We start from the raw sequence: 23,818 nt of genomic DNA, 5'->3' as shown, positions 1-23,818 counted from the left end.
TAAGCACCACCTCCATAAAATTTATGATTTATAATCAACAATTGACAATAAGTTAAAATTGTCAATTGTACATTGTTAATTGTATTACTGTAATCTTTCTTCTATAAGCTTTGCTAAATTTTGAGCTAATTCTTTTATTTCTTCTTTATCTTTACCTTCTATCATTACACGTACAAGAGGCTCTGTTCCCGAAGGTCTTATAAATACTCTACCTTCCCCTTCAAATTTCTTTTCAAGTTTCTGTATCTCCTCTTTTATTATATCATCTTCTAAATATTTTTTCTTCTTGCTATTATCAACCTTAGCATTTACTAATACTTGTGGAAGTTGAGTCATAATACTTGCTAATTCAGAAAGTTTTTTACCACTTTCTTTTAACACTGCTGTCAATTGTAATGCAGTTAAAAGTCCATCACCTGTTGTATTATGCTCTAAAAATATTATGTGGCCTGATTGTTCTCCTCCTAAAATGTATCCACTATCCTTCATCTCTTCTAACACATATCTATCTCCAACTTTTGTTTTTACAATATCTATATCATGTTCTTTAAGGCATATATCTAATCCCATATTACTCATTACAGTAGCAACCACTTTATTACCTTTTAATTTACCCTTCTTCTTTAACTCTGTACCACATACTGCCATAATATGGTCGCCATCAACAACATTTCCTCTTTCATCAACAGCTATTAATCTATCTGCATCTCCATCAAAGGACAATCCTATATCTGCACCTGTTTCTAATACTAATTCTTGAGCCTTTTCAGGATATGTCGAACCACATTCAACATTTATATTTGTACCATTTGGACAATTATTTATTATTTCAACCTCTGCACCTAGTTCTTTGAATATGATTGGTGCTGCTTCATATGCTGCTCCATTTCCTGTATCTAATGCCACTTTTAAGCCTTTAAAATCCACATCAATAGTATCTTTTAAAAAGTTTACATAGTTTTTAACGGCATCTTTAACTTCAATCCTTTTACCTACATCCTTTCCTGTAGGATTAAAATCTATTTCTTTATTTTCTAGTATAATATCCTCTATTTCTTTTTCTAGGTCATCATTTAGTTTATAACCCTTAGAATTAAAGAATTTAATACCATTATATTCTACAGGATTGTGGGATGCAGAAATTACAACTCCAGCATCAGCATTATATGCCCTTGTAAGGTAGGCTACTGCTGGTGTTGGAACAACTCCAACTACTAAAACATCAACTCCTATTGAACATATTCCTGCAATAAGGGCAGCTTCTAACATATCTCCAGATATTCTAGTATCCTTTCCTACAACAATTTTTGCATCTTTCTTATCCTTAGCTAGTACATATGCTCCTGCCCTACCTAGTTTAAAAGCTAGTTCAGCAGTTAATTCACTGTTTGCAATTCCTCTTACTCCATCAGTTCCAAACAATTTCCCCATCAATATACCTCCCATATAATATTCTACTTTATGATACCATATTTTGTGCTTGTCCACAATCTTCTGGAAATATAATCATTTAACTCTTTTTGTTAAGTAATAGTGCCATTTTTAAATACCTATATATATATTCATATATTTACTCTATTATATATATTCGTATATTGTTATTAGTTTAGTGTCCCTTTATTTCAATTTTTAGTCTATATATTATTTTATATTAAGCCCTTAAGGAACTTTTTTCTTAACTCAGGTTCAAATTTTTCTATTGCATACCTTAACATTGTCCTAGGCATTTTATTATAATGCTCCTTTAGAAAATTAAATTCTACATTAAAATCCCTTTTTCCAATTTCTCTAAGCATCCAACCTACAGCCTTATGTATTAGGTCATGTTCATGATTAAGTAGTACCTTAGCTAATTTTAAAGTATCTTCAAATTGATGGTTTTTTATAAAATAAAATGTTGAAATTATAGCTATCCTCTGTTTCCAAAGGTTATCAGATTGTGCTAGGTCATATAATAGACTTTTATCCTTATCAAACAAATAAGCACCTAAGATTTTATCTGCAGAGGTATCAACTAAGTCCCAGTTATTTACATATAAAATATTGTTTAGATATAAATCTACAATTTCCTTTTTTTCTTCTTCTTTTTTTATCTTTTGAAATTTATTCACTAGAATAATAAGTGCAGTAAAGCGATATTCGTGTATAGATTCTTGTAAAAGCATTTCTACTTCCTTTAATGAAATTTTTTTATAATACTTTCTTGCTATCTTTCTTTGATTTGGTACTCTAACACCTATAAATTTATCTCCTTCTCCATATCCACCAGGATATGCCTTAAAAAACTTTGGTAAATACTCAGCCTTTTCAGGTTCAATATATTGGCTTAATTCTTCTTTAATTGCTTTTATATAGTCCATAATTTCACCTCTAACTTTTACTCATTAACAAATCTTCCATCATCTTTCATAGAAGTAACCTTATGTACGTTTTTTTCTAACCATCCTATTTTCTTAACCTCTTTTATATCAAATTTTGGTACATAGGGCTTTATATCTAAAAGTGGAGTCCCATCAATAATATCTACATCTTTTATGTAAAGTGTATTTTCTTCAACTTTTTCTAATCTAACTATAGAAAGACCTATGGGATTAGGTCTGCTTGGACCCCTTATTGCAAAGATACCATGCTTTTTATCATCCATAAATGGTTTAGCCAATAAAGTTGACTTTTTAACCAAATGGAAATGATACAACAATATAATATGAGAAAAGCCTTCTATATCCTTTAACCCTTCTTTATATTCTGGAAAAACTTCTATTTTTCCTTCTATATCTATAGCGCCACTAGGTTGTATAGGAGTCCCTTTAGGTTCTGTAAAAGGTGATCTAATAATGCCTATTGGTTTATAAACTAATTCATTCATATAACTTACACTCCCCTTAGAAAATATGCAAGCTTTATTATTTTTAAGCTCTTTTCCAATATACTATATTATTTTCAATTTTCATTTCAATTTTTTTATGATTATACAAATGACTTAAATATGCCATAATAGATGTTCTCATAAGGTAATATTGTTGAGATGTCTTTAGCTTAAGTCTTAAGTAGTTGAATATACCATTTAACAACTCATCTGTAGTTTTTTTAGAAGATAGAAGTTTCAATAATGTCTCTTCTATACTATTTATTGCCTTCATATTTACATCAACTAAATTGGTTATATCATCTGTTAATTCTCCATGGGCAGGTATGTAATATTTGCATTTTATCTTCTTTAACTTCTCAAGTGTTTCTTTCTGTTTATTTATATCCACATGGAAAGGTATTTTATGCTTGTTTAAAATCTTTTCAGAAAATACTGAATCTGCACAAAATAATACATCATCAACTAAAATTCCTATCTGATTAATAAAATGTCCTGGAAGTGAAGCAATCCTTAATTCTACCCCATCAACAGTCAATATTTCTTTTTCTCTATCAATAATCTCATCAACCTTTGTTGGTTTTGCCATTAAAAACTTATTTTTTAAATCTTTAATAGGGTCAGCTCCTGAAAAAAGAAAAAAAGGTTCAAAATATGGATTACCAATTATCTCAGCTTCAACCTCCGGTGCATATACTTTAACCCCTTTATTCTTTTTTATATAGGAATTACCACCACAATGGTCAGCATGTGAGTGTGTATTAATTATTGCAACAGGATTCATTCCTGCTTTATCTAATACTTTAAGTATTTTCTTACCAGTATCATCATCTAGACCAGTATCTATTAGAATCACTCCATTATTGGACTTAATTACTCCAATATTAACTGGATTTTTAATATAGGATACCTTTTCAGTTAATTCTTTTAGTTTCATTAATCTTCACCTCTATTTTTTATTAATTCTTTTTCTTTCCAAAGTTTAGCCTTCTTATCAATTTCTCTAATAAATTTGCTTTTTCCTTCTACATAGCTTTCAATATCATACTTGTACTTTTTACTTAATTCTTCTTTTAATTTTGAGTATTTTTCTGCTTCATTAGGATGGGCTATCATATATTCCTTAAAATTAATATGTCTTTCAATTTCTTCATTTCCCCTTTGAAATATATGTACATGATGTGTTCTATTATTTCCTCCCTTAATAAAAAAACGCCTTTTTGGTATACCATATTCCCCCATCGGTTCATAACCTAACTTTTCCATTCCCTGATTATATTTATCGACCTTATCAATATCCTCAACTTCAACTAAAATATCTATTACTGGCTTTGCTTTTATATTAGGAATTGCTGTGCTTCCAATATGATAAATATTAATTAAAATATCCCTTAAAACCTTCTCTATCTCTTTAGCCTCTTCTTTAAACTTATTTTCCCAATCTGAATTATAGGATACAACCTCTACTTTCCTCACACTATTATTCATATATCCCACCCTTCATTTTTCCTGTTTTTGATTATTGTAACTAAATTATAACACTGGATTACTGCACATTCAAAAATTATACCTTTAACTACAACAATATAAAGAGATTAAAAATAAACCAGTAGGATTTACCTACTGGTTTATGATATTAAGCAAAATCTTGCATACTTATGTACAGTGGTAAAGGACACCAACTTTCCAGAACTTGTGCCTTTTTTGGTACTTTATTTACTAGTGATGGCTTAATTGGTCCAAAAAACATACGCATTAGAGTTTTAGTATCTAATCTAAAGTCAGCCTCTTCTTTTGTTTTTTCACAGTTAACATTATTATCTTTAACATTTATTTTGATGTTTCCATAATCTTCTATAGATATTATTATCTCTCCATCAATTAATGGTACATATTGACTCTTTACTTTTAACAAGCTATTTAAAACACTCTCCCAATTAATAATACACCAGTTATTTACATTCTTAATCTCTACTTCTTCACATAAGTTTCCTAATCGATTTGCAAGGGAATAGTCTATTGGATTTATGTCAACAGATATTGAGTAATTAATATTTTCTAAAGTAAATTTATGTATTAGCTCTATTGTAATATCTTCTGTTTCAGCAACTATTTCGTGTATATGATTTTCATCTTGATTAGCAACTAAATATCCTACAGGCTTTCCCTTTTTCAGACCAACATAAAGCTTATGATTCCAATTTTTACAGATTTTAAAGAAGTCTTCTTTAGACCTTTCAAAATGTATCGGGCGTTTATCATGAAAAGATTTTAATTCTTCCATTAATTCTTTATAATCTTCACTTATTTCTTTAATTTTAAAACCCTTATTCTCTATATCAGTATGTTTTAAATTATGTTTATTTATTTTAAAAATAAGCTTATAACCACATTTTTCAAATCCAAAATATGAATATCTATGTCTTAAGCCACCTAAATAGGCTAAATCATATTCTTCACTTTTAATACAATCCATGGAATAATTCATAAGTGATTGCATTAAACCTCTATCTCTAGTATTAGGATGGGTTGATACTGCACCTATTCTTGCTATTTTTAAAGAGTCATCTCCAATCTTTAACTTTCCTGGATAAACTCCTACTAAAGCACGTATCTTTCCATCTTGTTTTACAACATAATGACATCTCATATGTTCATCAGTTGGCTGATAATATGTAGGTAATAGCTCTGGAAAATTAATTGGATGATAATGCATACTAAAAACCATGTTTATAAAATCAATTGCATCTTCATAATCCTTGTCTGTTAGTTGCTCTATTTCAAAGTCCATAAAGTTATTCCCCCTTCATTATAGTATTCATGCTGCTTTTAATATTTTTATCTAACTATTAGTCATTAATCTAGCCCATATTTTTGAGGATTTCTATAATAATCTGAATAATTAAATTCCCCTACTAATTTAAAAGTATTATTTTTATTATCAAATTGAAAAATTAGAATTTTACCATAGTTTCCAGAGTTATCATTGGTTTCTACAATACCTATCTTATTATTTCCTAAATTTATAAAAGAATTTGATGGAATATTTACGTTTTGTCTTGGAATTTGTATATTAGGCACAGGCTTTAATGCAATTATTACTAAAGAAATAAAAATACCCAATAGTAAATATTTAATATGTTTTATTTGCTTTTCAGACATAGTTTTCCTCCTTAGTTTTATAATTCTTTCTTCATAAATATATCTTGTTTTTTTAATCCATCTCTATTAAACCCAAAATCACACCATAAAAATCCTATTTTATTATCTCCTTCTCGTTTTTCTAGTTTAAAATATTATTTTTTCCAATTCAAACAAACTTTTAATTTGATAATCTGAATTTGGATGTTTATTACCATTAGGATCAAAATAACAGGATTTGATACCTGCATTTCTAGCAGCTTGTATATCTAAATCCCTATCACCAACTAGTAAAGCTTCATCTTTTGAAACTTTATATTTTTCTAATAAATAATTTAATGAACTTGGATCTGGCTTTCTAGGAAAATTGTCAGTACTTGTTACTAGTTCAATAAAATAACCTCTCATATTATATTTTTCTAACAACCTAATTAATGTATCATAGTCTCTATGGGTTAATATTAAATTTGCCCTACCATTATCTATTATCTTCTTACAGATTTCCCTTGCACCATGAAAGGGTGGTTCCTCAACTGGTGCACCTTTCTCTTTATAATACTTAGTAAAATTACTTCTTAGTTCATCTTTGTCAATATTCAATTCTTTAGCTAGATTTTTTGCACAAGTACTAAGGGATTCTTTACACCAGTTAAAAACTTTTTTATATTCAAAGTCTAAACCATATTTATCTTTTAATACTGCTAAATAGCTTCTTGCTAATCCAGGATAGGTATTATATAATGTTCCATCAAAATCCCAAATAATATATTTAAACATAATATTCTCCTTTCTAATTTCCTTAATTATTATGTTTATTTAGTATTAATACAATTATCTCTGGCCTATTAAATAGCCTTTGTGGCGCAATACTACTATTTCCTAGCCCTCTACTTACAACCATTTTAGTCTTGTCTTCATTATAAATACCAGAAGTATACTTTGGAAAAAAACCTTGATTAGGAACAAAAACTCCACCTATTATAGGTAATCTTATTTGTCCACCATGTGCATGACCTGTAAAAACTAAATTTATATTTTGAGAAGTATATAGTGGTAAAAGTTCAGGTCTATGACATAATAATATTTTATACTTATCTTCATCAATTTTATTAGTGATGTTTATAAGTTTATTTTTAAATAATTGATATCTTGTTTTCTTAGAATATCTTTGAGGATCACTTATTCCCATAATATATATATAATCATTTCCCTTTTGAAGCTTAGAGAATTTATTATCTAAAATTTTAACACCAAGTTCTTTTATTTTTTCCTTTAATGTATAGTATCTTCCTGACTTCCATTCATGGTTACCTGTAACATAATATACTGGAGCGATTTCTAAAATTTGACTTAATAAAGTTAATGCTGGTTTTTCATTATATAATCTGCTATCTACTGAATCCCCTGTAAAAACTATAAAATCAGGGTTTATCTCTTTTATAGCTTTTACTAATTTTTTCTGATTATTACCAAACCTTTTGTTATGCAAATCGGATAAATGTACTATTTTACATTTGTTAAAACTATTGGGTATATCCCTTGAATTTATTTGTAATTTACTTATAACTAAACTATTATTTTGATAGTACAAAAAATAAAAAAGAGTAATTATAATGACTAATATAACAAGCTTATACACTCACACTTACACCTACCTATAACCCTAATTTAAAGCTACACTGTTTATATGAAAAATTTTACTATTAGCTATAATATATTAAAACATATGCCTTTAACATACAATTAGATTTGTTGCAATAAATATGGGTTTTATCTGCTTTAAAGTAAATAATTTCTCCTTCTTTGGCTGTAATTTTTTCGTCATCTACTGTCACTTCTAATATTCCTTCAGAAACTATAGCATACTCCTCAACTCCTATGTTATGTGGCCCTGTTTTATATGAGTAGCCAGGTTCAATTTCTATCATGTATATTTCGAAACCCTTATCTTTATTAAATGGAACTAAAGGATATACTCTATACATATTTTCTTTTTCTTTAATTGGTACTATACTTTCAGGAGTTATTTTACCTATTGTAGAAGTATCCTCATCTATAAAAAAAGAAAAATTAACATTAAGACTTTTAGCTATTTTCCACAATGTCTTAATTGTTGGATTTGATTCTCCCCTCTCTATTTGGCCTAACATTGATTTACTAATTCCCGAAATTTCTTCAAGCTCACTTAAGCTATATCCCTTCTTTTTCCTTAAATGATTCAGTTTTTTTCCAATTTTTAAATTAAAATTGTCCATTAAAATTATCCTCCCTATTAAATTCCTTCTTGTAAGATATAGGTTAATAATATATAATAAAATAAATGCGTTATATTATATTATTATACGTTATATTATACAGGTTAAAAGGGGGTAAATCAATGAAATTCACCAATAGTTTTATTTCCGGAATGAAAAGGGGATTACCAATAGCCCTTGGATATGTACCAATTGCCATTACTTTTGGTCTAATAGCAAAATCTCAAGGAGTTCCTAATTATATTAGTATTATGATGTCTGCCCTTGTATTTGCAGGTGCCAGTCAATTTGTTGCAATAAATCTCTTAGCATTAGGTACAGGTTATTTGCAGATAGTTGTAACTACATTCATTGTAAACTTAAGACATTTCCTTATGACTGCTTCTATCTCTCAGCGTATTAAAGGTACTGTTTCACAAAAATGGATGCCTGTGTTAGCCTTTGGAATAACAGATGAAACTTTTTCTTTTATATCCTTAAGTCCTAGTGAAAAGCTAAGTTCTGGTTTTATATTTGGAATAAATACTATCGCCTATATAGCTTGGGTTTCTGGTACTGCATTAGGAACTTTTCTAGGTAAAAGTCTTCCTGAAATATTACAAACTAGCATGGGAATTTCTCTTTATGTAATGTTTATTGGTCTATTAGTTCCTAGTTTTAAAAAATCTCGTTCCATAGTAATAATTTCTTTATTATCAGCAGGGATTAGCTCTCTTTTATATTGGGGACCATCAGTTTTAACTTCAATTCCTAAGGGATGGAAAATTATTATAACAACAGTTCTAGCTTCAGCTATTGGAGTACTTATTTTCCCTGAAGAAAAGGAGGTTGAAAGTGTTGAATAGTTTGTTTTTATTAGTAATTGGAATGGCAATAGTTACTTATATACCCAGAGTTATTCCTATGGCACTACTTTCTTCAACTGAGCCTCCACCTTTTTTAAAAAGATTTTTAAGCTTTATACCTTACACAGTTTTAAGTGCACTTATTTTTCCTGAAATCTTATTTTCTACCGGTAATGTAAAATCAGCAGTATTTGGTGGATTGATTGCTATAATTTTAGCTTTTTTAAATGCTAATTTACTTTTAGTAATAATAAGTGGTATCTTTGGAGTCTTGTTTTGGCAAATGTTTTTATAATTTATACTTTATTGAAAAATAAAAGCTTACTAATAATTTCTCTATAGGACACAAAACTCCTTTATAACTAAATAATTATTTTCGCCTACAAAAAATAAAAGTGCCTTTAACTATATATGTTAGGCACTTTTATTAGATTTTTTGTTTATAATTCTCTTTATACCTCCATAGACTAAAATGGCACCAAATATTAGTAAAATTAAACTACTAGCTGAAAATTTCTTTAACTTTAAGATATATAATAGTGGTGTAATTAATATAAATATACATAACACTATTAGAAATATAGGAAATTTACTTAATTTTTTTATAGGATTAGGTACCCTTCCTGTTCCTATATAATGTCCAGGATTAAATTGATTATCCTGCCATTCCTTTAATTCTTTTAATTCATTTTTAAGCTTATTTTTGTTTTTATGAGATGCCATACTTTTTCACCTCTATGGTATAATTAATCTTCTAGAGTAACCTATCTATTTAAAATCAAATTACTTAATGGTTTTTGTAGCTTTTATTACAATTAGTGATTATTATTTTAATGTTTGTTTTACTAACCCTTCTCCATTTTTAACCGCAACTTCTCCGTAGGCACCGTTAATTAGTGTTAACTGTGGTGGCATATGTCCGATATCTACATCATAAACTACAGGAATATCTAAGTCAGATAAAGAATATTTTAAAGCATCTACCAGTGTAAAATCGGCAACATCACTATATCCTTCTGGTCTTCCAAATAAAAAACCATTACATCCTTCAAACCATCCATTTTGTTTCATTTGCCATAATGTTCTATAAATATCTGTAGAGTTCATTTCACAACTTTCGAAATACCATATAAAACCATCAGATTTATATTTATCAATAAATTTTCTAACAGGTGCAAATGGAGTTCCTATTAATTTACATATTACATCTAAGTTTCCTCCTATAAACCTTCCTCCCATTTTTATTTCCTTTTCATTTCCTAATACCTTCCATTCAACCTTTTCCGTTAAATTATATGGTGGGAAGGTATTTTTTGTTACCTCTAACCATTCTTTTTGATATTTATCCATACTCCTTTGTTGGAAATTTTGTCCATTTTCTAAACTTAAAATTTTCAACGAATCTAAAACTGAGTAATGAATAGGGGTACCTCCAAAATCAAGTGCATTAGGACCATGGGCTGTAGCTATATTAAGATTTAAGGTAAGTGTAAATAGTAAGGTGCTAGTATCTGAAAAACCCAGTATCCATTTGGGTTCTGCTTCCTTTAGTTTTTGAAAATCTAAGTATGAAAGCATACTCATTAAAAATTCCCCGCCCCAAGGAGGAATTATAGCTTTTACATCCCTATCTAAATATAGTGAGGTAAATTCTTTAGCTCTTATATTAGGTGGTGCACTAGTTAGCTTATTTTGTCTACGAACAGAATCAGTTTCAACTATTTTATAACCCAATTCTTGTAACTGTTTTATAGCATTATCAAGTCTATAGGATATAACACCTGTAACCCCAGAAGATGGGGCTGTTATTCCAATAGTATCTCCAACCTTTAAAGGTTCAGGGTATCTTATCATAAATTATCTCTCCTTTTAATGTAAACTAATCCCCATAAAACTTACCATTTCTTATGAAGCTATCAACTAATTTTGCAGTTTTAAATTTATGATGAATCTCTTTATGTCCATAGGGAAGAATAATAAAATCTTTTAGCCCTTTATATTTAACTGAACTTACTCTAACTCTACCATCATTCTCTTCCTTCAATAATTTACCTAATAGTAAGTTATTGTTATTACCTGCAATTGCGCCTATTTCAACATTTTTTACTTCCTTTATACCTAGTTTTTTTATTTCTTCAGTTGTTAGGGATTTTAATGTTTTTAAAATATTTATAAAAACTTTAGAAAATCTTGAGGCTATATCTGCTAATTGACTTCCCTTATTAGGTGTTGCTATTAACACACATCTACCTATTTTATCTATATATTTTGTTTTAGATAAATAATACCTTATTATTAAGCCTCCTGTACTATGCCCAATAATTGAAATTTTTTCATTACTATTAAGATTTCTAAGTAAGCCTTTTATTTTCTTTTCAAAAACAGATGTGCAATAATCAACTTCTTTAAACCTTAATGGTAAATCTACTAATATGCACTCATAACCTAATCTCTCCATATTTTTCTTTAAAGGTAACATGTCTTTACTACTTTTATTATACCCGTGTATTAAGACTACTTTCTTCTTCATTCACTACCCCCTAATTAAGTTCTCAAACCTTCTTTTACTTTATTTGCTTCTATTAGACTTTCTTTTAAATAAAAAGGGGATTTATTATTTTCTAATATATCACATAATTTCATCCAATGTACTGATGAAACTTCACCTTTGTCTATAGGTTGAGGTTCTCCTTTTTTATATTTGCATAAAAAAATTACATCTATTACTTGTGTACCATCTTTTATCTTAAAATACCTACTCTGAACATATTTAATATCATTATATACTTCAATCCCTACTTCTTCTAAAATCTCCCTCTTTAAATTCTCCTCTAAAATATTTTCATATTTATCTATAACCTCTACTTTTCCACCAATTAATGAATATGTACCAGGAGCATGTTCCTCTAACTCACTCCTCTTAATAATAAGCCATTTATCCTTATGATAAATGGCAGCTTCAACATTAACTATAAACTTATTATTAATAATCATTAACACCCCCTTTAATTTTAAGTATTACTCTTTTCCCATTCACTTCTCATTATTATATTTTTATTATTTTCTAGGTGGTCAGTTGCTAATATTCCATAGAGATGGTCGATTTCATGCTGAAATAATTCTGACAAATCATCACTAAATTCTTCAATTTTTTCATTTCCTTTTTCATCTTGATATCTAACCTTAATTTTTTTATGTCTTTTAATTTTTACAAAAAAAGCAACATCAAAACTAAAACAGCTGTCCCAAACTTCAAACATTTCCTTACTCTTCTCTATAATTTCAGGATTAACCATAATTATTTCCCTATTTGTAAGTTTATAATATATTACCCTCTTTTTATAACCTATCTGGGGAGCTGCTAATGCTCTACCTATTTTTTTAGTTTTCTGAAGAAAGGTTAAAGTATCTTTAAGGTCTTGTATTATAATTTCTAATTGATTATTAAAATCCTGTATTCTTGTTGATTTTTTTCTTAATTCAGGATTTCCTATCATTAAAACATCTTTTATAGCCATACTAACCCTCCTGATTCTTGTTCAATTCTTCATATTCTCCCCATATTAAATAAACTAATCCAATAATTAAAGCTAATATACTAAATACTTTTAATGAATTTCCTACATACTTAAGCATTGCATTAAACAATCTCTCATTCCAAGTACTTATACCTGACCCAAATATAGCTGCACTAATATATCTAGTACTATAAAGTATTGCTGAAATCAGACAAAATACTGCCCCTGTTCCCCTTTTATTCATTAATATTCAACTCCTCTTGCTGAATTTTTTGAAAATTATCAATTTTTATGGTATAATAAAAAAACGAGCAAAGCTCGCTTTGTTATACTTTATTATACAATAAAAAAGGGCAAGTCGCCAGCTTGCCCTAGATGCCCACACTTTTAAATCCTCTTCCCTTAACCTCTTCTATATCATTAATTGTCATAAAAGCTGATGGATCTATTTCATCAACTATTTCCTTTAATTTACTAACTTGACTTGAAGTTACTATGCAATATATTACCTTTTTATTGTTTTTACTATATCCACCTTCTCCTTGTAGGAAGGTTACTCCTCTTTTTAATTTCTTTAGTATTACCTCTCCAAGTTCATCATATTTATCTGATACAATTATTACATTTTTTTTAGTATCCAATCCTGCTTGAACCCTATCTAGTATCTTATATGCCATATATAATGCTATAAGTGTATACATAGCTGGTACTAATCCAAATAAGGTTGATGAAACCCCAATAACTAATGTATTAAATCCTAATAATCCTGTTCCAACATTTACATTATACTTTTTCTTAAATATTGCTGCAATTATGTCTAATCCACCTTGTGAAGCCCTATTTCTAAACATTAACCCCAAGCCTAATCCATTTAATATTCCACCAAATATTGCTGCTAGTAATATATCGTTTAACTGTATATACTGGTCTATCCCCCTTGTTATTTCTAGAAGAAAGGAAAGAGCTAACATTGAAATAAAACTAAATGTAGCAAATTTTTTGTCTATTGTTTTAGCTCCAACTATAAATATGGGTAAATTTATTACAAAGACTACTAGACCGATTGGAAGTTGTGTTAAGTAATGAATCATCATGGCTATGCCACTTACTCCACCACTAATCATGTGGTTTGGTATGAAAAAACCATTAAAAGCTACTGAGCATAGTAGATTACCTAAAAAAATCAATGCAATTTTACTACTATACTCACCAAAACTTGAAGAACTAGTATTTAATTTTTTGACAATCTGCAACTTAAAAACCTCTTTTCTTATGGGGTGCCCCTTTTTTATTTCACCCCCATTATACTAACTTAGTTGTTGTATTGTAAAATGGTTTTTATCTTAAAAATTACTAAAAACTTTAATGTATTATATATATAACATTCAGGCTATTATTTTCTGTCTAATCTTTTCTTATCCTTTAATTTCCTAAAGATAGCTTTTTGCATAAAAAAAATCCAACAAAGCTCCCTTTGGCTAGTGGAACTCTATATTTTTACTACTGCTTTATCTAGTATTTTAGTACTATGACAAATATACTATTCTATGTAAAAAAGGCAAGGGATAAAATTCCCTTGCCTAAATGTGTTAAGATTACTTCTTAACCATTTCAGCTCCTCTTTGTAAAGCCTTTTCGTTAAGTGGAATTAAATGAGCTTTTCTCTCACCGAAAACCTTCTTTAATGCTTCTACAACTGATTCAACTTTAACAGCTTTTGTTAACTCTAAGTATGCACCTAACATAACCATATTTGCAACTTTACCGTTTCCAAGCTCAACTGCTATATCATTAGCAGGTATATAATAAACATTTATATCTTCTCTCTCAGCTTTTCTATCTATAAGAGAGCTATTTATTAATAGGTTTCCACCTTGAACTATTTCACTTTCAAACTTATCTAATGAAGGTCTATTCATAACTATAGCCCCTGTAGCTTCAGTAACTATAGGTGAACCAACTGGAGTATCTGAAACTATAACATTACAGTTTGCAGTACCTCCACGCATTTCTGGTCCATATGATGGAAGCCATGAAACGTTTTTATTTTCTATCATACCAGCATATGTTAATAGCTGTCCCATTGACATAACACCTTGACCACCGAATCCTGCCATTACTACTCTTTCTTCCACTTTACTTCACCTCCTCAGGTGTTCTGAAGTTTCCTAGTGGATAGTATGGTATCATATTTTCTTCTAACCACTTAAGTGATTCTGTTGGAGTCATACCCCAGTTTGTAGGACAAGTAGATAATACCTCTACTATTCCGAATCCTTCTCCTGCTAATTGAACCTCAAAAGCCTTCTTAATCGCTTTTTTAGCTTTTCTTATATTAGCAGCATTATGAACTGATACTCTTTCTACAAACTTAGCACCATCTATAGTTGAAAGCATTTCTGATACTTTTAACGGTTTACCTGTATGAGCTTCATCTCTTCCTAGTGGAGCAGTAGTAGCTTTTTGTCCTATTAGAGTTGTAGGAGCCATCTGTCCACCAGTCATACCATATATAGCATTATTAACGAATATTGTAGTTATTTTTTCTCCACGATGAGCGGCATGTACAATTTCTGCAGTACCTATCGAAGCTAAATCTCCATCTCCCTGATAAGTAAATACAACACTATCAGGATGAACTCTTTTTATACCAGTAGCTACCGCAGGAGCTCTACCGTGTGCAGCTTCATGCATATCACAATTGAAGTAATCATAAGCAAATACTGAACATCCAACTGGTGCAACACCAATTGCTTTACCTAATACTCCAAGCTCCTCTAAAACCTCTCCTACTAATCTATGGATAATACCATGAGTACATCCTGGGCAATAGTGGAAAGGTTTTTTAGTTAACCCTTTAGTTCTTTCAAAAACCTTAGTTGACATTACTTTTCACCTCCTGCGATTTTCTTAATTTCTGCTACGATATCTCTTGGATCAGGAACCATACCACCTGTTCTTCCATGGAAGTATACAGGATGCTTTCCTTTTACAGCTATCTTAACGTCATCTATCATCTGACCTGTACTCATTTCAACTGTTAGAACTCCCTTAGCATTTTCGTTTATCTTATCAAATGCTTCTTCTGGGAATGGCCATAAAGTAATTGGTCTGATAAGACCTACCTTAATTCCTTCTTCTTCACATTTAGCTATAGCATTTTTAACTACTCTTGAAGTAGTACCATAAGCAACAACTACTACCTCAGCATCTTCTAAGTTATATTCTTCATATCTTGTTTCATTTTGCTTAATTAGCTCATGTTTCTTTTCTAACTTCCATACATGATCTTCTAGTTCTTGAGGATCTATAAATAGTGAGTTTATGATATTTGGCTCTCTTTCACCTTTTGTTCCATCAGTTGCCCAATCCTTTGGAGGTAATTCTCTCTTCTTAGGCTCTTTAAATTCTACTGGCTCCATCATCTGACCTATCATTCCATCTCCAATTACCATAACTGGAATTCTATACATATCAGCAACATCAAATGCTTCCATTACTAAATCAACAGTTTCTTGTAGAGTTGCTGGAGCATAAACTACGTGTCTATAGTCTCCATTTCCTCCACCTCTTGTTGCTTGATAGTAGTCAGACTGTGCAGGTTGGATACCTCCTAGACCTGGACCTCCTCTAACTATATTTACAATTACACATGGTAATTCTGCACCTGCTATATATGAAATACCCTCTTGTTTTAATGCTATACCAGGACTTGATGAAGAAGTCATTACTCTTGCACCAGCTCCTGCTGCACCATATACCATGTTAATAGCAGCAACTTCTGATTCAGCTTGTAGGAAAACTCCTCCAACTTTTGGTAACTCCCTTGACATATATTCAGGAAGCTCATTTTGTGGTGTGATTGGATAACCAAAGAAATATTTACAACCAGCTTTAATAGCTGCAGCACCAATAGCTTCGTTACCTTTCATTAAGATTTTACCCATTTATCTTCCCTCCTTAGAAATTTATTTTTCAATTTTTCTTTCTACTTCAATAACTACATCTGGACAAATTGTTGCACAGTTTCCACAACCTATACATTTGTCCATTTCTTTTACTGTAGCTGGATGATAACCTTTTATATTGATTCTATCCTTATCCATTACTACAATATTTACTGGACATGCTGTTGTACATAACTCACAACCTTTACATAAATCTTCTTTAAAAATAACTTTTCCTTTAGCCTTAGCCATATTTACAACCCTCCCTCTAAATACAATCTAAAATTTTTAGTTATTTACTTTAGGTTTGTAATTTTCTTTTATTTAATAAATATCAACTATTAAAGTTAATATTTATTTACATCATCCACTCTTCTCTCATATACATTTTTATTGGAAGTATTTCTCCTTCTATGTCCTTTGGTAGTTCCCTTGCTACACTTTCTATTGCGGCTACATATTTTATTGGTATATTTAATCTCTCTGAAACCTCTTTTACCAGCTTCTGTCCTTTAAGGACTTCATCAACTGTAGTACTTTTTAACAGGTGGGTGTTATTAATCAAACCTGTTACTCTAGCCCTTGAAGCAGTTTCAATTTCCTTAAGATATTGTATAGCCTTTTCAGGTGTTTGAGTTTCTGGTCTATTGGCATTCAGTACAAAGAACATATCATATTCGTCTTCTATAAAATAGTTATGGTATCTTCCAAGGGCTTTAGCTCCAATTGGATCTCCACCAACATCTAAAATTAATTGATAGCTTTTATCCTGAATTGGTGCTAATATTTCAGGTGAAACAGCTGGCACATCAGCTGCTAAACCTTTTATAGAACTACCTAATACTTTGATTCCTTTCTCTGTAAGAAAATCTATTTTTTCTCTTGTTCTAAAATAAGGATTAACAACATCTAAGTCAGCTATTGCAACTTTCTTGCCCTGTTCAGCCAACTTAACAGCATAATTAACTGAAAACTCAGTTTTTCCACTACCATAGTGACCAGTAATAATCCTTATTCTATTATCATTTAACATAAATATCACCCTTTATAATTGACAAATATTGTTGTCAATTAATTCTACTTGTATTCTTTTGCTTTTTCTTCTCCTCTTAGAACTCTTAGTCCACCTTCTGCTAATGCTATCATTTCATCTTCCCCTGGATAAATCATTATAGGTGCTATAAACTCAACTCTTTCTTTTACCCAGCCAGTAAACATTTTGTCGTAAGCAATTCCTCCAGTTAATATTATTCCATCAACTTTTCCTTTTAATACAGCAGATAGACTACCAATTTCTTTTGAAACTTGATATGCCATTGCCTTATATATAAGTTCTGCTTTTTCATCTCCATTTTCTATCATTTTTACAACTTCTCTACCATCATTAGTTCCTAAATATGCTACAAGTCCACCATTACCTTTAATCTTTTTCTTGATATCTTTTAATGTATACTCACCAGAGAAGCACATTTTTGCTAAATCTCCTACTGGTAATCCTCCACTTCTTTCTGGGGAGAATGGTCCTTCACCATCAAGAGCATTGTTTACATCAACAACTCTACCATTTTTATGAGCACCTACTGAAACTCCTCCACCAAGATGAGCCACAATTAGATTTACATCTTCATAAGCTTTTCCAAGTTCTTTTGCAGCTCTTCTAGCTACTGCTTTCTGATTTAGAGCATGGAATATACTTTTTCTTTCTAACTCTGGCATTCCTGATATTCTTGCTATATCATCCATTTCATCAACAACAACAGGGTCTACTATAAAAGCAGGTATATTAAGTTGTGAAGCGATTTCATTAGCTATAATTCCTCCAAGATTTGAAGCATGTTCTCCTAATACTCCAACTTTTAAGTCTTCTATCATTTTTTCATTTACACTATATGTTCCACCAGGAATAGGCTTTAATAATCCACCTCTACCTACTACTGCATTTAATTTTGTAAGATTAATTCCCTTATCATTTAGAGTTTCCAAAATAACGTTTTTCCTAAACTCGTATTGATCATAAATTTTTTCATATTTTGATATTTCCTCTGTTGAGTGTCTTATAGTTTCTTCTAAAACCGGCTTTTCATTATCAAATATAGCTATCTTAGTTGATGTTGAACCTGGGTTGATTGTAAGTATTCTGTATACGTCAGTCATCCTTTATTCCTCCCTTGATTATTTGTTTGAAGCCATAAGTACACCTAATGCTATTGAATTTAATTTAGCTTTATCACTATCAGCCCTTGAAGTTAGAATTACAGGAGCTTTTGCACCTACTATTACACCTGCATTTTCAGCTTTAGCTAAGAAAACTAATGACTTATAGAATATGTTTCCTGCTTCTATATATGGTACTAATATTATATCTGCATCTCCAGCAACAGGATGTTCAATTCCCTTATGTTTTGCAGCTTCTTTAGAAATTGCATTATCAAGAGCAAAAGGTCCTCCTACCATGCAACCTTTGATTTCACCTTTTTTATTCATTTCTTCAAGCTTTTGTGCATCTACAGTTGCTGGCATCTTTGGATTAACTTTTTCTTTTGCACCTACTACCGCAACCTTTGGCTCTTCAATATCTAAAGAATGAGCTACATAAACAGCGTTTTCTATAATTTGTTTCTTTTGTTCAAGATTTGGAGCAATATTCATTGCAGCATCAGTAACAAGTAAAATCTTTTCATAAGTTTCTAAATCAAATACAGCCACATGGCTCAACAATTTACCTGTTCTTAATCCTATTTCCTCATCAAGAACTGCCTTTAAAATAATGGAAGTATCAACTAGGCCTTTCATTACCATATGGGCTTTACCTTCACTCACTAACTGAACTGCTTTTCTAGAACCTTCTTTTAAGTCCTTTTCATCTACTATTTCAAATTGGTCAATATCCATATCTATCTCTTTTGCTAGATTTACTATTTCATCCTTGTCACCTACAAGTATTGCATCTGCAATTCCTAATTTTTTTGCTTCATTTACTGCTAATAAAACTTCTTTATCATTTGCCATTGCAACAGAGATAGTTTTTGGACCTTTTTTCTTTGCTAAATTAAGAACATCTTTAAAGCCTCTAATCATCTAATTTCACCTCTTCTTCGTATATTTTTTCTTTTTCTTGACCATTTATTACTCTTAGAGCTCCCTCATTAAGAGCTTCCATTTCATCTTCCCCTGGATAAATTTTTACTTCGGCTATGTGTTTTACCATATGTGTAATAAAATCAGTTAAACGTTTAGAATGAGCTAATCCTCCAGTTAGAATTATTTTATCTACCTCTCCACATAATACTGTAGCCATTGCTCCAATTTCTTTACCTATTTGATATCCCATAGCCTCAAATACTAATTTTGCCTTTTCATTTCCATTTTCAATCATACCTTCTACTTCTCTTGCATCATTAGTTCCAAGATATCCTACTAGACCACCTTTACCTCTTAGTTTTGTCTTAATTTCCTTGTAAGTATACTTACCTGAAAAACACATTTTAGCTAAATCTCCTACTGGTAATCCACCTGTTCTTTCAGGTGAGAATGGACCCATTTCATTAGCATTGTTTACATCTACTATTTTTCCTTTCTTAACAGGAGCTACTGATATTCCCCCTCCTAAATGGGCTACAATTAAGTTTAAATCTTCTAAAGACTTGTCCATTTCTTCTGCCAATCTGTGAGAAACTGCTTTTATATTTAATGCATGTAACAACGATCTTCTCTTAATCTCTGGCATGCCTGATATCCTTGCTATATCATCAAACTCATCAACTGCAACTGGGTCAACTATAAATGCCTTTATTCCTTCTTTATCAGCAATTCCTTTTGCTAATATTCCACCTAAATTTGAAGCATGTTCTCCTTGGTAACCAATTTTTAAATCTTCAATCATTTTGTCAGTTACTAAATAAGTTCCACCTGGCATTGGACGTAAAAGTCCACCTCTTCCAACTACTGCCCTTAATGATGATGTACTAATTCCTTCTTCTTTTAACCAATCTAAGATTAATTTAAGTCTATAGTCATATTGGTCTGCTACTTTATCAAACTTTTCTAACTCTTCTGCACTATGTTCAATCTTTTTTAGGATAACCTTTTCCCCATTTTTATAAATAGCTACTTTTGTTGAAGTCGAACCTGGATTTATCACAAGTATATTTTCTCTATTCATTTTCTCTCCCCCAATCTTTAGTTTCCATTATATATTAATATGCAATTAATATGCCAACTTTATTATTCCCTAGCAAAAAAATTTTTATCCACTCCACATCTATTATACCGTAATATTTCCAAGTACACAAATCTGAGTTTCCTCGACATACTTCTGCATCCTTTTGTTTTCTTGCAATTTTTTGCATGCAAAATCATGCAATTCTTTGCATATGTGCAACTTTTTGCACGTCATTCTTCAATACCATATTTATCAATTTTATAGTATAGACTTCTTATTGAGATTCCTAAAGCCTTTGCTGCTTTAGTCTTATTAAATCCAAATCTTTTTAGAGTATTTTTTATAAACTGTCTTTCAGTATTTTTTATTACATCTTTTAAACTCATGTTTTTACTTTCAAAATTTATTTCTAAATCATCTTTTAAATCAATGCTTTTTTCACTGTAGTGGTATATCTTAGGTATATATTCTTCTTCTATGACTGTTTCATTATGCTTCATATTTATTATTGCTCTTCCTATGACATTTTCAAGCTCTCTAACATTGCCTGGCCAATCATGTTTTTTTAATATTCTTAATGCACCTTCTGATATTTCAGTTATACTTCTTCCATATTCTTGATTAAACTTCTTAATAAAATGTAATACAAGAGGATAAATATCATCTTTTCTATATCTTAAAGCAGGAATATATATTGGAAAGACATTTAATCTATAGTATAAATCCTCTCTAAATTTACCCTCTTTAACAGCTTTTTCAAGGTCAATATTAGTTGCTGCAATTATCCTCACATCTATACTTATAGGTTTAGTACCTCCTACTCTAACTATCTCCTTCTCTTGAAGTACTCTTAAGAGCTTAGCTTGAGTACTTAAACTTATTTCACCTATTTCGTCTAAGAAAATAGTTCCTCTATTTGCCTGTTCAAATAAGCCTTTCTTTCCTCCTTTTTTAGCTCCAGTAAAAGCCCCTTCTTCATATCCAAAAAGTTCACTCTCTAATAATGATTCACTTATAGCTGCACAATTAACCCTAACAAACTGATTAAATTTTCTGTCACTTTCATTGTGTATAGCATGGGCAAATAACTCTTTTCCTGTTCCACTTTCTCCCCTTAAAATCACAGTAGCTGGTGTAGTAGCTGCTTTCTTAGCTTTTTCTATGGCTAGATCAATTAATTCATTATTTCCTACTATATCATCAAAAGTATATTTAGCTTCTAATTTCCTAATAAGCTTTTTAGCTTCTTTTAATTCTTTATTTAGCTTTATGATTTCTGATACATCATGAAGAACCCCAACACTTCCTCTAAGTTCTCCATCAACCATTATGGGAGCAGCTGTTGCTAAAACTTCTCTTTTATTTGGACCTACCTTAAGTCTAGCGTTTTTTACAGGCTTTTTAGTTTTTAAAACTTTCATGTGAATACTTTCACCTTCAGCTATATCAGCAGTAGCTGGCTGACCTATTATATCTTCTTCGCTTAATCCAGTTAATTCTGTATAAGCTGGATTTATCATAACATTTATTCCTTTTTTATCTACAACAGATATGGCATCTTGGGTAGAGTTAAAAACCCCTTCTAACATACTTTGAATCTCTTTTAGATTTGTTATTTCCGCCGCTAAATCAAGTATTTCTGTTATATCCCTAAATACAGCCACCGCACCTATTATTTGACCCTTTTCATCTTTAACTGGCATTCTATTTGTAATTATCTTTATATTTCCTAAGTCCTGTTGTCTATTTAATTCTAAATCTCCAGTTTTAAGTATATAGGGAAGTCTCGTATTTTGAATTACTTCTTTTACGGGCTTTCCTAAAGCATAATCCATATTAATACCAGTTAATTTTTCAGCAGCTTTGTTAAAAAGAGTGATTATACCATCCTTATTTACTGCAATCATACCATCATGAGTAGAGTTTAATATTACTTCTAATTCTTTCCTCAATTTATTCCTCCTCACTATTTTCTGTATAACCCTCTTCCCTTTTAGTGTTATTTAATGTTATATCTACACGTTCTGGTTCAGTTTTTACTACTTCTATAGATTCTGGTGAATCTACCTCTATTATTACATTATAATTTCCTTCCTCTAGATTCGATAAATCTACATAAGGTGTTATATCATTTTTAGATATTTCATTAATAATACTTTCTATAGCTTTAATAGTTACATTTATTTTTTCAGGAAACTTAGTTTTATCTACACTTAATTCTGGATTAAGATTTATTAACTTTAAATCCTCCCTATTATATTCAAAGGTTTTACTTTCAACTTTTTCTATATTAACTGTTATAACAGGATTAATTGTTTCCCCTACTACTTCTACCTCTTTGGGCACTATTAATGGTACTTCCTTTTTAATACTCTCCTTTAGATAACTAACATCTATTTGTGCAGTATTTAAAGAAATCAGATCTTGAATTATTTTTTTGTTTCCTTTTATTTTGACTATAGAAGGCTCAACGAATGTACTAGTTATTTTATATCCTTCAAAAGGTTCTCCAACAATTTGTGGTTTTACTAAAACATTTTTTATACGCAATACAGGAATATTTACATCTACAATATTAGGGCTAATTTCTACTTGAGTTATTTCTTTACCTCTATCATCTACTACTTTTAAAGGTACAGTTAGCTGTATATCATCTGTTGCATTTTTTAAGTTTACTTCAGCTATAACTTTTTCTACGGAATTTACCAAACTTCTAGGTCCTTCTATATATATACTAGATGGCTTTAATACAGTATTCCCTAATGTATATCCATTAGCTACCTCTCCAATCTTATTAACTATTATAGGTTTTTGTTTTTTTACTATACTATCAAATTTAAACAAAACTTGTTTAGGAGAAAAATCTACTATTTGAATTTTGTTGTTAGACAACATTACCTCAATTGGTACTTTATTTTTCCCTTCTGAGTATCCCCTTAAATCTGCCTTTGCAATAACATTATCTTTTGTTATTTCCATTATATCATTTCTTCTACCAGATATTTTTACAGAAACTTTTACTTCTTTAGGTTCCATGAGTATAAGTCCTTCCTGTTTAACTGCACTTAGGTTTATAAGTTCTAC

Annotated in this window: 29 protein-coding genes; 2 read left to right on the top strand and 27 right to left on the bottom strand. The window is 30.3% G+C overall.

What is annotated here, in order from left to right:
* Window positions 1–84: 84 nt before the first annotated feature.
* The 10 genes from glmM to BET03_RS10835 form a co-directional block, all read right to left on the bottom strand.
* A complete protein-coding gene (glmM, locus tag BET03_RS10880; RefSeq protein WP_120170242.1) occupies window positions 85–1,431 on the bottom strand; it encodes a phosphoglucosamine mutase in 1,347 nt (448 codons plus the stop codon).
* Between the two features lie 215 nt (window positions 1,432–1,646).
* Window positions 1,647–2,360 carry a DNA alkylation repair protein gene (locus tag BET03_RS10875; RefSeq protein WP_120170240.1) on the bottom strand — a complete coding sequence of 238 codons (714 nt, stop codon included), beginning with the start codon at window positions 2,358–2,360 and terminating at the stop codon, window positions 1,647–1,649.
* Window positions 2,361–2,377: 17 nt separating this feature from the next.
* Window positions 2,378–2,866 carry a tRNA (N6-threonylcarbamoyladenosine(37)-N6)-methyltransferase TrmO gene (gene tsaA, locus BET03_RS10870; RefSeq protein ID WP_120170238.1) on the bottom strand — a complete coding sequence of 163 codons (489 nt, stop codon included), beginning with the start codon at window positions 2,864–2,866 and terminating at the stop codon, window positions 2,378–2,380.
* A gap of 43 nt (window positions 2,867–2,909) precedes the next feature.
* Window positions 2,910–3,803 carry an MBL fold metallo-hydrolase gene (locus BET03_RS10865; RefSeq protein WP_120170236.1) on the bottom strand — a complete coding sequence of 298 codons (894 nt, stop codon included), beginning with the start codon at window positions 3,801–3,803 and terminating at the stop codon, window positions 2,910–2,912.
* Window positions 3,803–4,354, bottom strand: a complete 552-nt coding sequence (locus BET03_RS10860; RefSeq protein ID WP_120170234.1) for a GrpB family protein — start codon at window positions 4,352–4,354, stop codon at window positions 3,803–3,805. Before BET03_RS10860 ends, BET03_RS10865 begins: the two co-directional genes overlap by 1 nt.
* A 148-nt stretch (window positions 4,355–4,502) precedes the next feature.
* The gene (locus tag BET03_RS10855; RefSeq protein WP_120170232.1) at window positions 4,503–5,657 is read right to left on the bottom strand and encodes a GNAT family N-acetyltransferase; all 1,155 of its coding nucleotides are present in this window, start codon (window positions 5,655–5,657) and stop codon (window positions 4,503–4,505) included.
* Between the two features lie 65 nt (window positions 5,658–5,722).
* Window positions 5,723–6,028: a hypothetical protein gene (locus BET03_RS10850; protein ID WP_120170230.1), complete on the bottom strand. Its 306-nt coding sequence runs from the start codon at window positions 6,026–6,028 to the stop codon at window positions 5,723–5,725.
* 126 nt (window positions 6,029–6,154) lie between these two features.
* A complete protein-coding gene (locus tag BET03_RS10845; protein ID WP_120170228.1) occupies window positions 6,155–6,784 on the bottom strand; it encodes an HAD-IA family hydrolase in 630 nt (209 codons plus the stop codon).
* A 22-nt stretch (window positions 6,785–6,806) separates the two neighbouring features.
* Window positions 6,807–7,646, bottom strand: a complete 840-nt coding sequence (locus tag BET03_RS10840; RefSeq protein ID WP_120170226.1) for a metallophosphoesterase — start codon at window positions 7,644–7,646, stop codon at window positions 6,807–6,809.
* Window positions 7,647–7,710: 64 nt separating this feature from the next.
* Window positions 7,711–8,262 (bottom strand): helix-turn-helix domain-containing protein, encoded by a 552-nt coding sequence (locus BET03_RS10835; protein WP_120170224.1) that lies wholly within the window; start codon window positions 8,260–8,262, stop codon window positions 7,711–7,713.
* A 122-nt stretch (window positions 8,263–8,384) separates the two neighbouring features.
* On the opposite strand from BET03_RS10835, the gene BET03_RS10830 reads away from it, so the two are divergent.
* Both BET03_RS10830 and BET03_RS10825 read left to right on the top strand, forming a co-directional pair.
* Window positions 8,385–9,107, top strand: coding sequence for an AzlC family ABC transporter permease (locus tag BET03_RS10830; RefSeq protein ID WP_120170222.1), 723 nt, complete (start codon window positions 8,385–8,387; stop codon window positions 9,105–9,107).
* Window positions 9,100–9,402 carry an AzlD domain-containing protein gene (locus BET03_RS10825; protein ID WP_120170220.1) on the top strand — a complete coding sequence of 101 codons (303 nt, stop codon included), beginning with the start codon at window positions 9,100–9,102 and terminating at the stop codon, window positions 9,400–9,402. The genes BET03_RS10830 and BET03_RS10825 overlap by 8 nt, the downstream gene beginning before the upstream one ends.
* A 119-nt stretch (window positions 9,403–9,521) precedes the next feature.
* On the opposite strand, the gene BET03_RS10820 is transcribed toward BET03_RS10825, so the two are convergent.
* The 17 genes from BET03_RS10820 to BET03_RS10740 all read right to left on the bottom strand — a co-directional run.
* Window positions 9,522–9,830 (bottom strand): hypothetical protein, encoded by a 309-nt coding sequence (locus BET03_RS10820; protein WP_120170218.1) that lies wholly within the window; start codon window positions 9,828–9,830, stop codon window positions 9,522–9,524.
* Between the two features lie 102 nt (window positions 9,831–9,932).
* A complete protein-coding gene (locus BET03_RS10815; RefSeq protein WP_120170216.1) occupies window positions 9,933–10,961 on the bottom strand; it encodes a S66 family peptidase in 1,029 nt (342 codons plus the stop codon).
* A 25-nt stretch (window positions 10,962–10,986) separates the two neighbouring features.
* Entirely contained in the window at window positions 10,987–11,637 is a 651-nt protein-coding gene (locus BET03_RS10810) for an alpha/beta fold hydrolase (protein WP_120170214.1), read from the bottom strand.
* A gap of 14 nt (window positions 11,638–11,651) precedes the next feature.
* The gene (locus tag BET03_RS10805; RefSeq protein WP_120170212.1) at window positions 11,652–12,101 is read right to left on the bottom strand and encodes an NUDIX hydrolase; all 450 of its coding nucleotides are present in this window, start codon (window positions 12,099–12,101) and stop codon (window positions 11,652–11,654) included.
* Window positions 12,102–12,118: 17 nt separating this feature from the next.
* Window positions 12,119–12,625 carry a peptide deformylase gene (gene def, locus BET03_RS10800; protein WP_120170210.1) on the bottom strand — a complete coding sequence of 169 codons (507 nt, stop codon included), beginning with the start codon at window positions 12,623–12,625 and terminating at the stop codon, window positions 12,119–12,121.
* Window position 12,626: 1 nt separating this feature from the next.
* Window positions 12,627–12,869 carry a hypothetical protein gene (locus BET03_RS10795; RefSeq protein ID WP_120170208.1) on the bottom strand — a complete coding sequence of 81 codons (243 nt, stop codon included), beginning with the start codon at window positions 12,867–12,869 and terminating at the stop codon, window positions 12,627–12,629.
* Window positions 12,870–12,996: 127 nt separating this feature from the next.
* On the bottom strand, window positions 12,997–13,878 hold the full coding sequence (locus tag BET03_RS10790; protein ID WP_120170206.1) for a YitT family protein: 882 nt from the start codon (window positions 13,876–13,878) through the stop codon (window positions 12,997–12,999).
* Between the two features lie 342 nt (window positions 13,879–14,220).
* Complete coding sequence (locus BET03_RS10785) at window positions 14,221–14,760, bottom strand: 2-oxoacid:acceptor oxidoreductase family protein (RefSeq protein ID WP_120170204.1); 540 nt, start codon at window positions 14,758–14,760, stop codon at window positions 14,221–14,223.
* Window position 14,761: 1 nt separating this feature from the next.
* The gene (locus BET03_RS10780; protein WP_120170202.1) at window positions 14,762–15,511 is read right to left on the bottom strand and encodes a thiamine pyrophosphate-dependent enzyme; all 750 of its coding nucleotides are present in this window, start codon (window positions 15,509–15,511) and stop codon (window positions 14,762–14,764) included.
* Window positions 15,511–16,572: a 3-methyl-2-oxobutanoate dehydrogenase subunit VorB gene (locus BET03_RS10775; protein WP_120170200.1), complete on the bottom strand. Its 1,062-nt coding sequence runs from the start codon at window positions 16,570–16,572 to the stop codon at window positions 15,511–15,513. Before BET03_RS10775 ends, BET03_RS10780 begins: the two co-directional genes overlap by 1 nt.
* 21 nt (window positions 16,573–16,593) lie before the next feature.
* Window positions 16,594–16,824, bottom strand: a complete 231-nt coding sequence (locus tag BET03_RS10770) for a 4Fe-4S binding protein (protein WP_120170198.1) — start codon at window positions 16,822–16,824, stop codon at window positions 16,594–16,596.
* Between the two features lie 106 nt (window positions 16,825–16,930).
* Window positions 16,931–17,605 carry a nucleotide-binding protein gene (locus tag BET03_RS10765; RefSeq protein ID WP_120170197.1) on the bottom strand — a complete coding sequence of 225 codons (675 nt, stop codon included), beginning with the start codon at window positions 17,603–17,605 and terminating at the stop codon, window positions 16,931–16,933.
* A gap of 44 nt (window positions 17,606–17,649) precedes the next feature.
* A complete protein-coding gene (gene buk, locus BET03_RS10760; protein WP_120170195.1) occupies window positions 17,650–18,726 on the bottom strand; it encodes a butyrate kinase in 1,077 nt (358 codons plus the stop codon).
* 18 nt (window positions 18,727–18,744) lie between these two features.
* Window positions 18,745–19,650 (bottom strand): phosphate butyryltransferase, encoded by a 906-nt coding sequence (ptb, locus tag BET03_RS10755; protein WP_120170193.1) that lies wholly within the window; start codon window positions 19,648–19,650, stop codon window positions 18,745–18,747.
* The gene (gene buk / locus BET03_RS10750; RefSeq protein WP_120170191.1) at window positions 19,643–20,734 is read right to left on the bottom strand and encodes a butyrate kinase; all 1,092 of its coding nucleotides are present in this window, start codon (window positions 20,732–20,734) and stop codon (window positions 19,643–19,645) included. Before buk (BET03_RS10750) ends, ptb begins: the two co-directional genes overlap by 8 nt.
* A 230-nt stretch (window positions 20,735–20,964) precedes the next feature.
* The gene (locus BET03_RS10745) at window positions 20,965–22,686 is read right to left on the bottom strand and encodes a sigma-54 interaction domain-containing protein (RefSeq protein ID WP_120170189.1); all 1,722 of its coding nucleotides are present in this window, start codon (window positions 22,684–22,686) and stop codon (window positions 20,965–20,967) included.
* Between the two features lies 1 nt (window position 22,687).
* Window positions 22,688–23,818: CdaR family protein (locus tag BET03_RS10740; protein ID WP_147417156.1), on the bottom strand; the 1,131-nt coding region annotated here is incomplete at its 5' end.

The sequence above is a fragment of the Thermohalobacter berrensis genome (assembly GCF_003609645.1).
GTDB lineage: Bacteria > Bacillota > Clostridia > Tissierellales > Thermohalobacteraceae > Thermohalobacter > Thermohalobacter berrensis.
This window is presented reverse-complemented; position numbering and strand designations above follow the sequence as displayed.

Coding starts and splice junctions, on each gene's coding strand:
- glmM (WP_120170242.1), bottom strand. CDS start 1,431: ATGGGGAAATTGTTTGGAACTGATGGAGTAAGAGGAATTGCAAACAGT.
- BET03_RS10875 (WP_120170240.1), bottom strand. CDS start 2,360: ATGGACTATATAAAAGCAATTAAAGAAGAATTAAGCCAATATATTGAA.
- tsaA (WP_120170238.1), bottom strand. CDS start 2,866: ATGAATGAATTAGTTTATAAACCAATAGGCATTATTAGATCACCTTTT.
- BET03_RS10865 (WP_120170236.1), bottom strand. CDS start 3,803: ATGAAACTAAAAGAATTAACTGAAAAGGTATCCTATATTAAAAATCCA.
- BET03_RS10860 (WP_120170234.1), bottom strand. CDS start 4,354: ATGAATAATAGTGTGAGGAAAGTAGAGGTTGTATCCTATAATTCAGAT.
- BET03_RS10855 (WP_120170232.1), bottom strand. CDS start 5,657: ATGGACTTTGAAATAGAGCAACTAACAGACAAGGATTATGAAGATGCA.
- BET03_RS10850 (WP_120170230.1), bottom strand. CDS start 6,028: ATGTCTGAAAAGCAAATAAAACATATTAAATATTTACTATTGGGTATT.
- BET03_RS10845 (WP_120170228.1), bottom strand. CDS start 6,784: ATGTTTAAATATATTATTTGGGATTTTGATGGAACATTATATAATACC.
- BET03_RS10835 (WP_120170224.1), bottom strand. CDS start 8,262: ATGGACAATTTTAATTTAAAAATTGGAAAAAAACTGAATCATTTAAGG.
- BET03_RS10830 (WP_120170222.1), top strand. CDS start 8,385: ATGAAATTCACCAATAGTTTTATTTCCGGAATGAAAAGGGGATTACCA.
- BET03_RS10820 (WP_120170218.1), bottom strand. CDS start 9,830: ATGGCATCTCATAAAAACAAAAATAAGCTTAAAAATGAATTAAAAGAA.
- BET03_RS10815 (WP_120170216.1), bottom strand. CDS start 10,961: ATGATAAGATACCCTGAACCTTTAAAGGTTGGAGATACTATTGGAATA.
- BET03_RS10810 (WP_120170214.1), bottom strand. CDS start 11,637: ATGAAGAAGAAAGTAGTCTTAATACACGGGTATAATAAAAGTAGTAAA.
- BET03_RS10805 (WP_120170212.1), bottom strand. CDS start 12,101: ATGATTATTAATAATAAGTTTATAGTTAATGTTGAAGCTGCCATTTAT.
- def (WP_120170210.1), bottom strand. CDS start 12,625: ATGGCTATAAAAGATGTTTTAATGATAGGAAATCCTGAATTAAGAAAA.
- BET03_RS10795 (WP_120170208.1), bottom strand. CDS start 12,869: ATGAATAAAAGGGGAACAGGGGCAGTATTTTGTCTGATTTCAGCAATA.
- BET03_RS10780 (WP_120170202.1), bottom strand. CDS start 15,511: ATGTCAACTAAGGTTTTTGAAAGAACTAAAGGGTTAACTAAAAAACCT.
- BET03_RS10775 (WP_120170200.1), bottom strand. CDS start 16,572: ATGGGTAAAATCTTAATGAAAGGTAACGAAGCTATTGGTGCTGCAGCT.
- BET03_RS10770 (WP_120170198.1), bottom strand. CDS start 16,824: ATGGCTAAGGCTAAAGGAAAAGTTATTTTTAAAGAAGATTTATGTAAA.
- BET03_RS10765 (WP_120170197.1), bottom strand. CDS start 17,605: ATGTTAAATGATAATAGAATAAGGATTATTACTGGTCACTATGGTAGT.
- buk (WP_120170195.1), bottom strand. CDS start 18,726: ATGACTGACGTATACAGAATACTTACAATCAACCCAGGTTCAACATCA.
- ptb (WP_120170193.1), bottom strand. CDS start 19,650: ATGATTAGAGGCTTTAAAGATGTTCTTAATTTAGCAAAGAAAAAAGGT.
- buk (WP_120170191.1), bottom strand. CDS start 20,734: ATGAATAGAGAAAATATACTTGTGATAAATCCAGGTTCGACTTCAACA.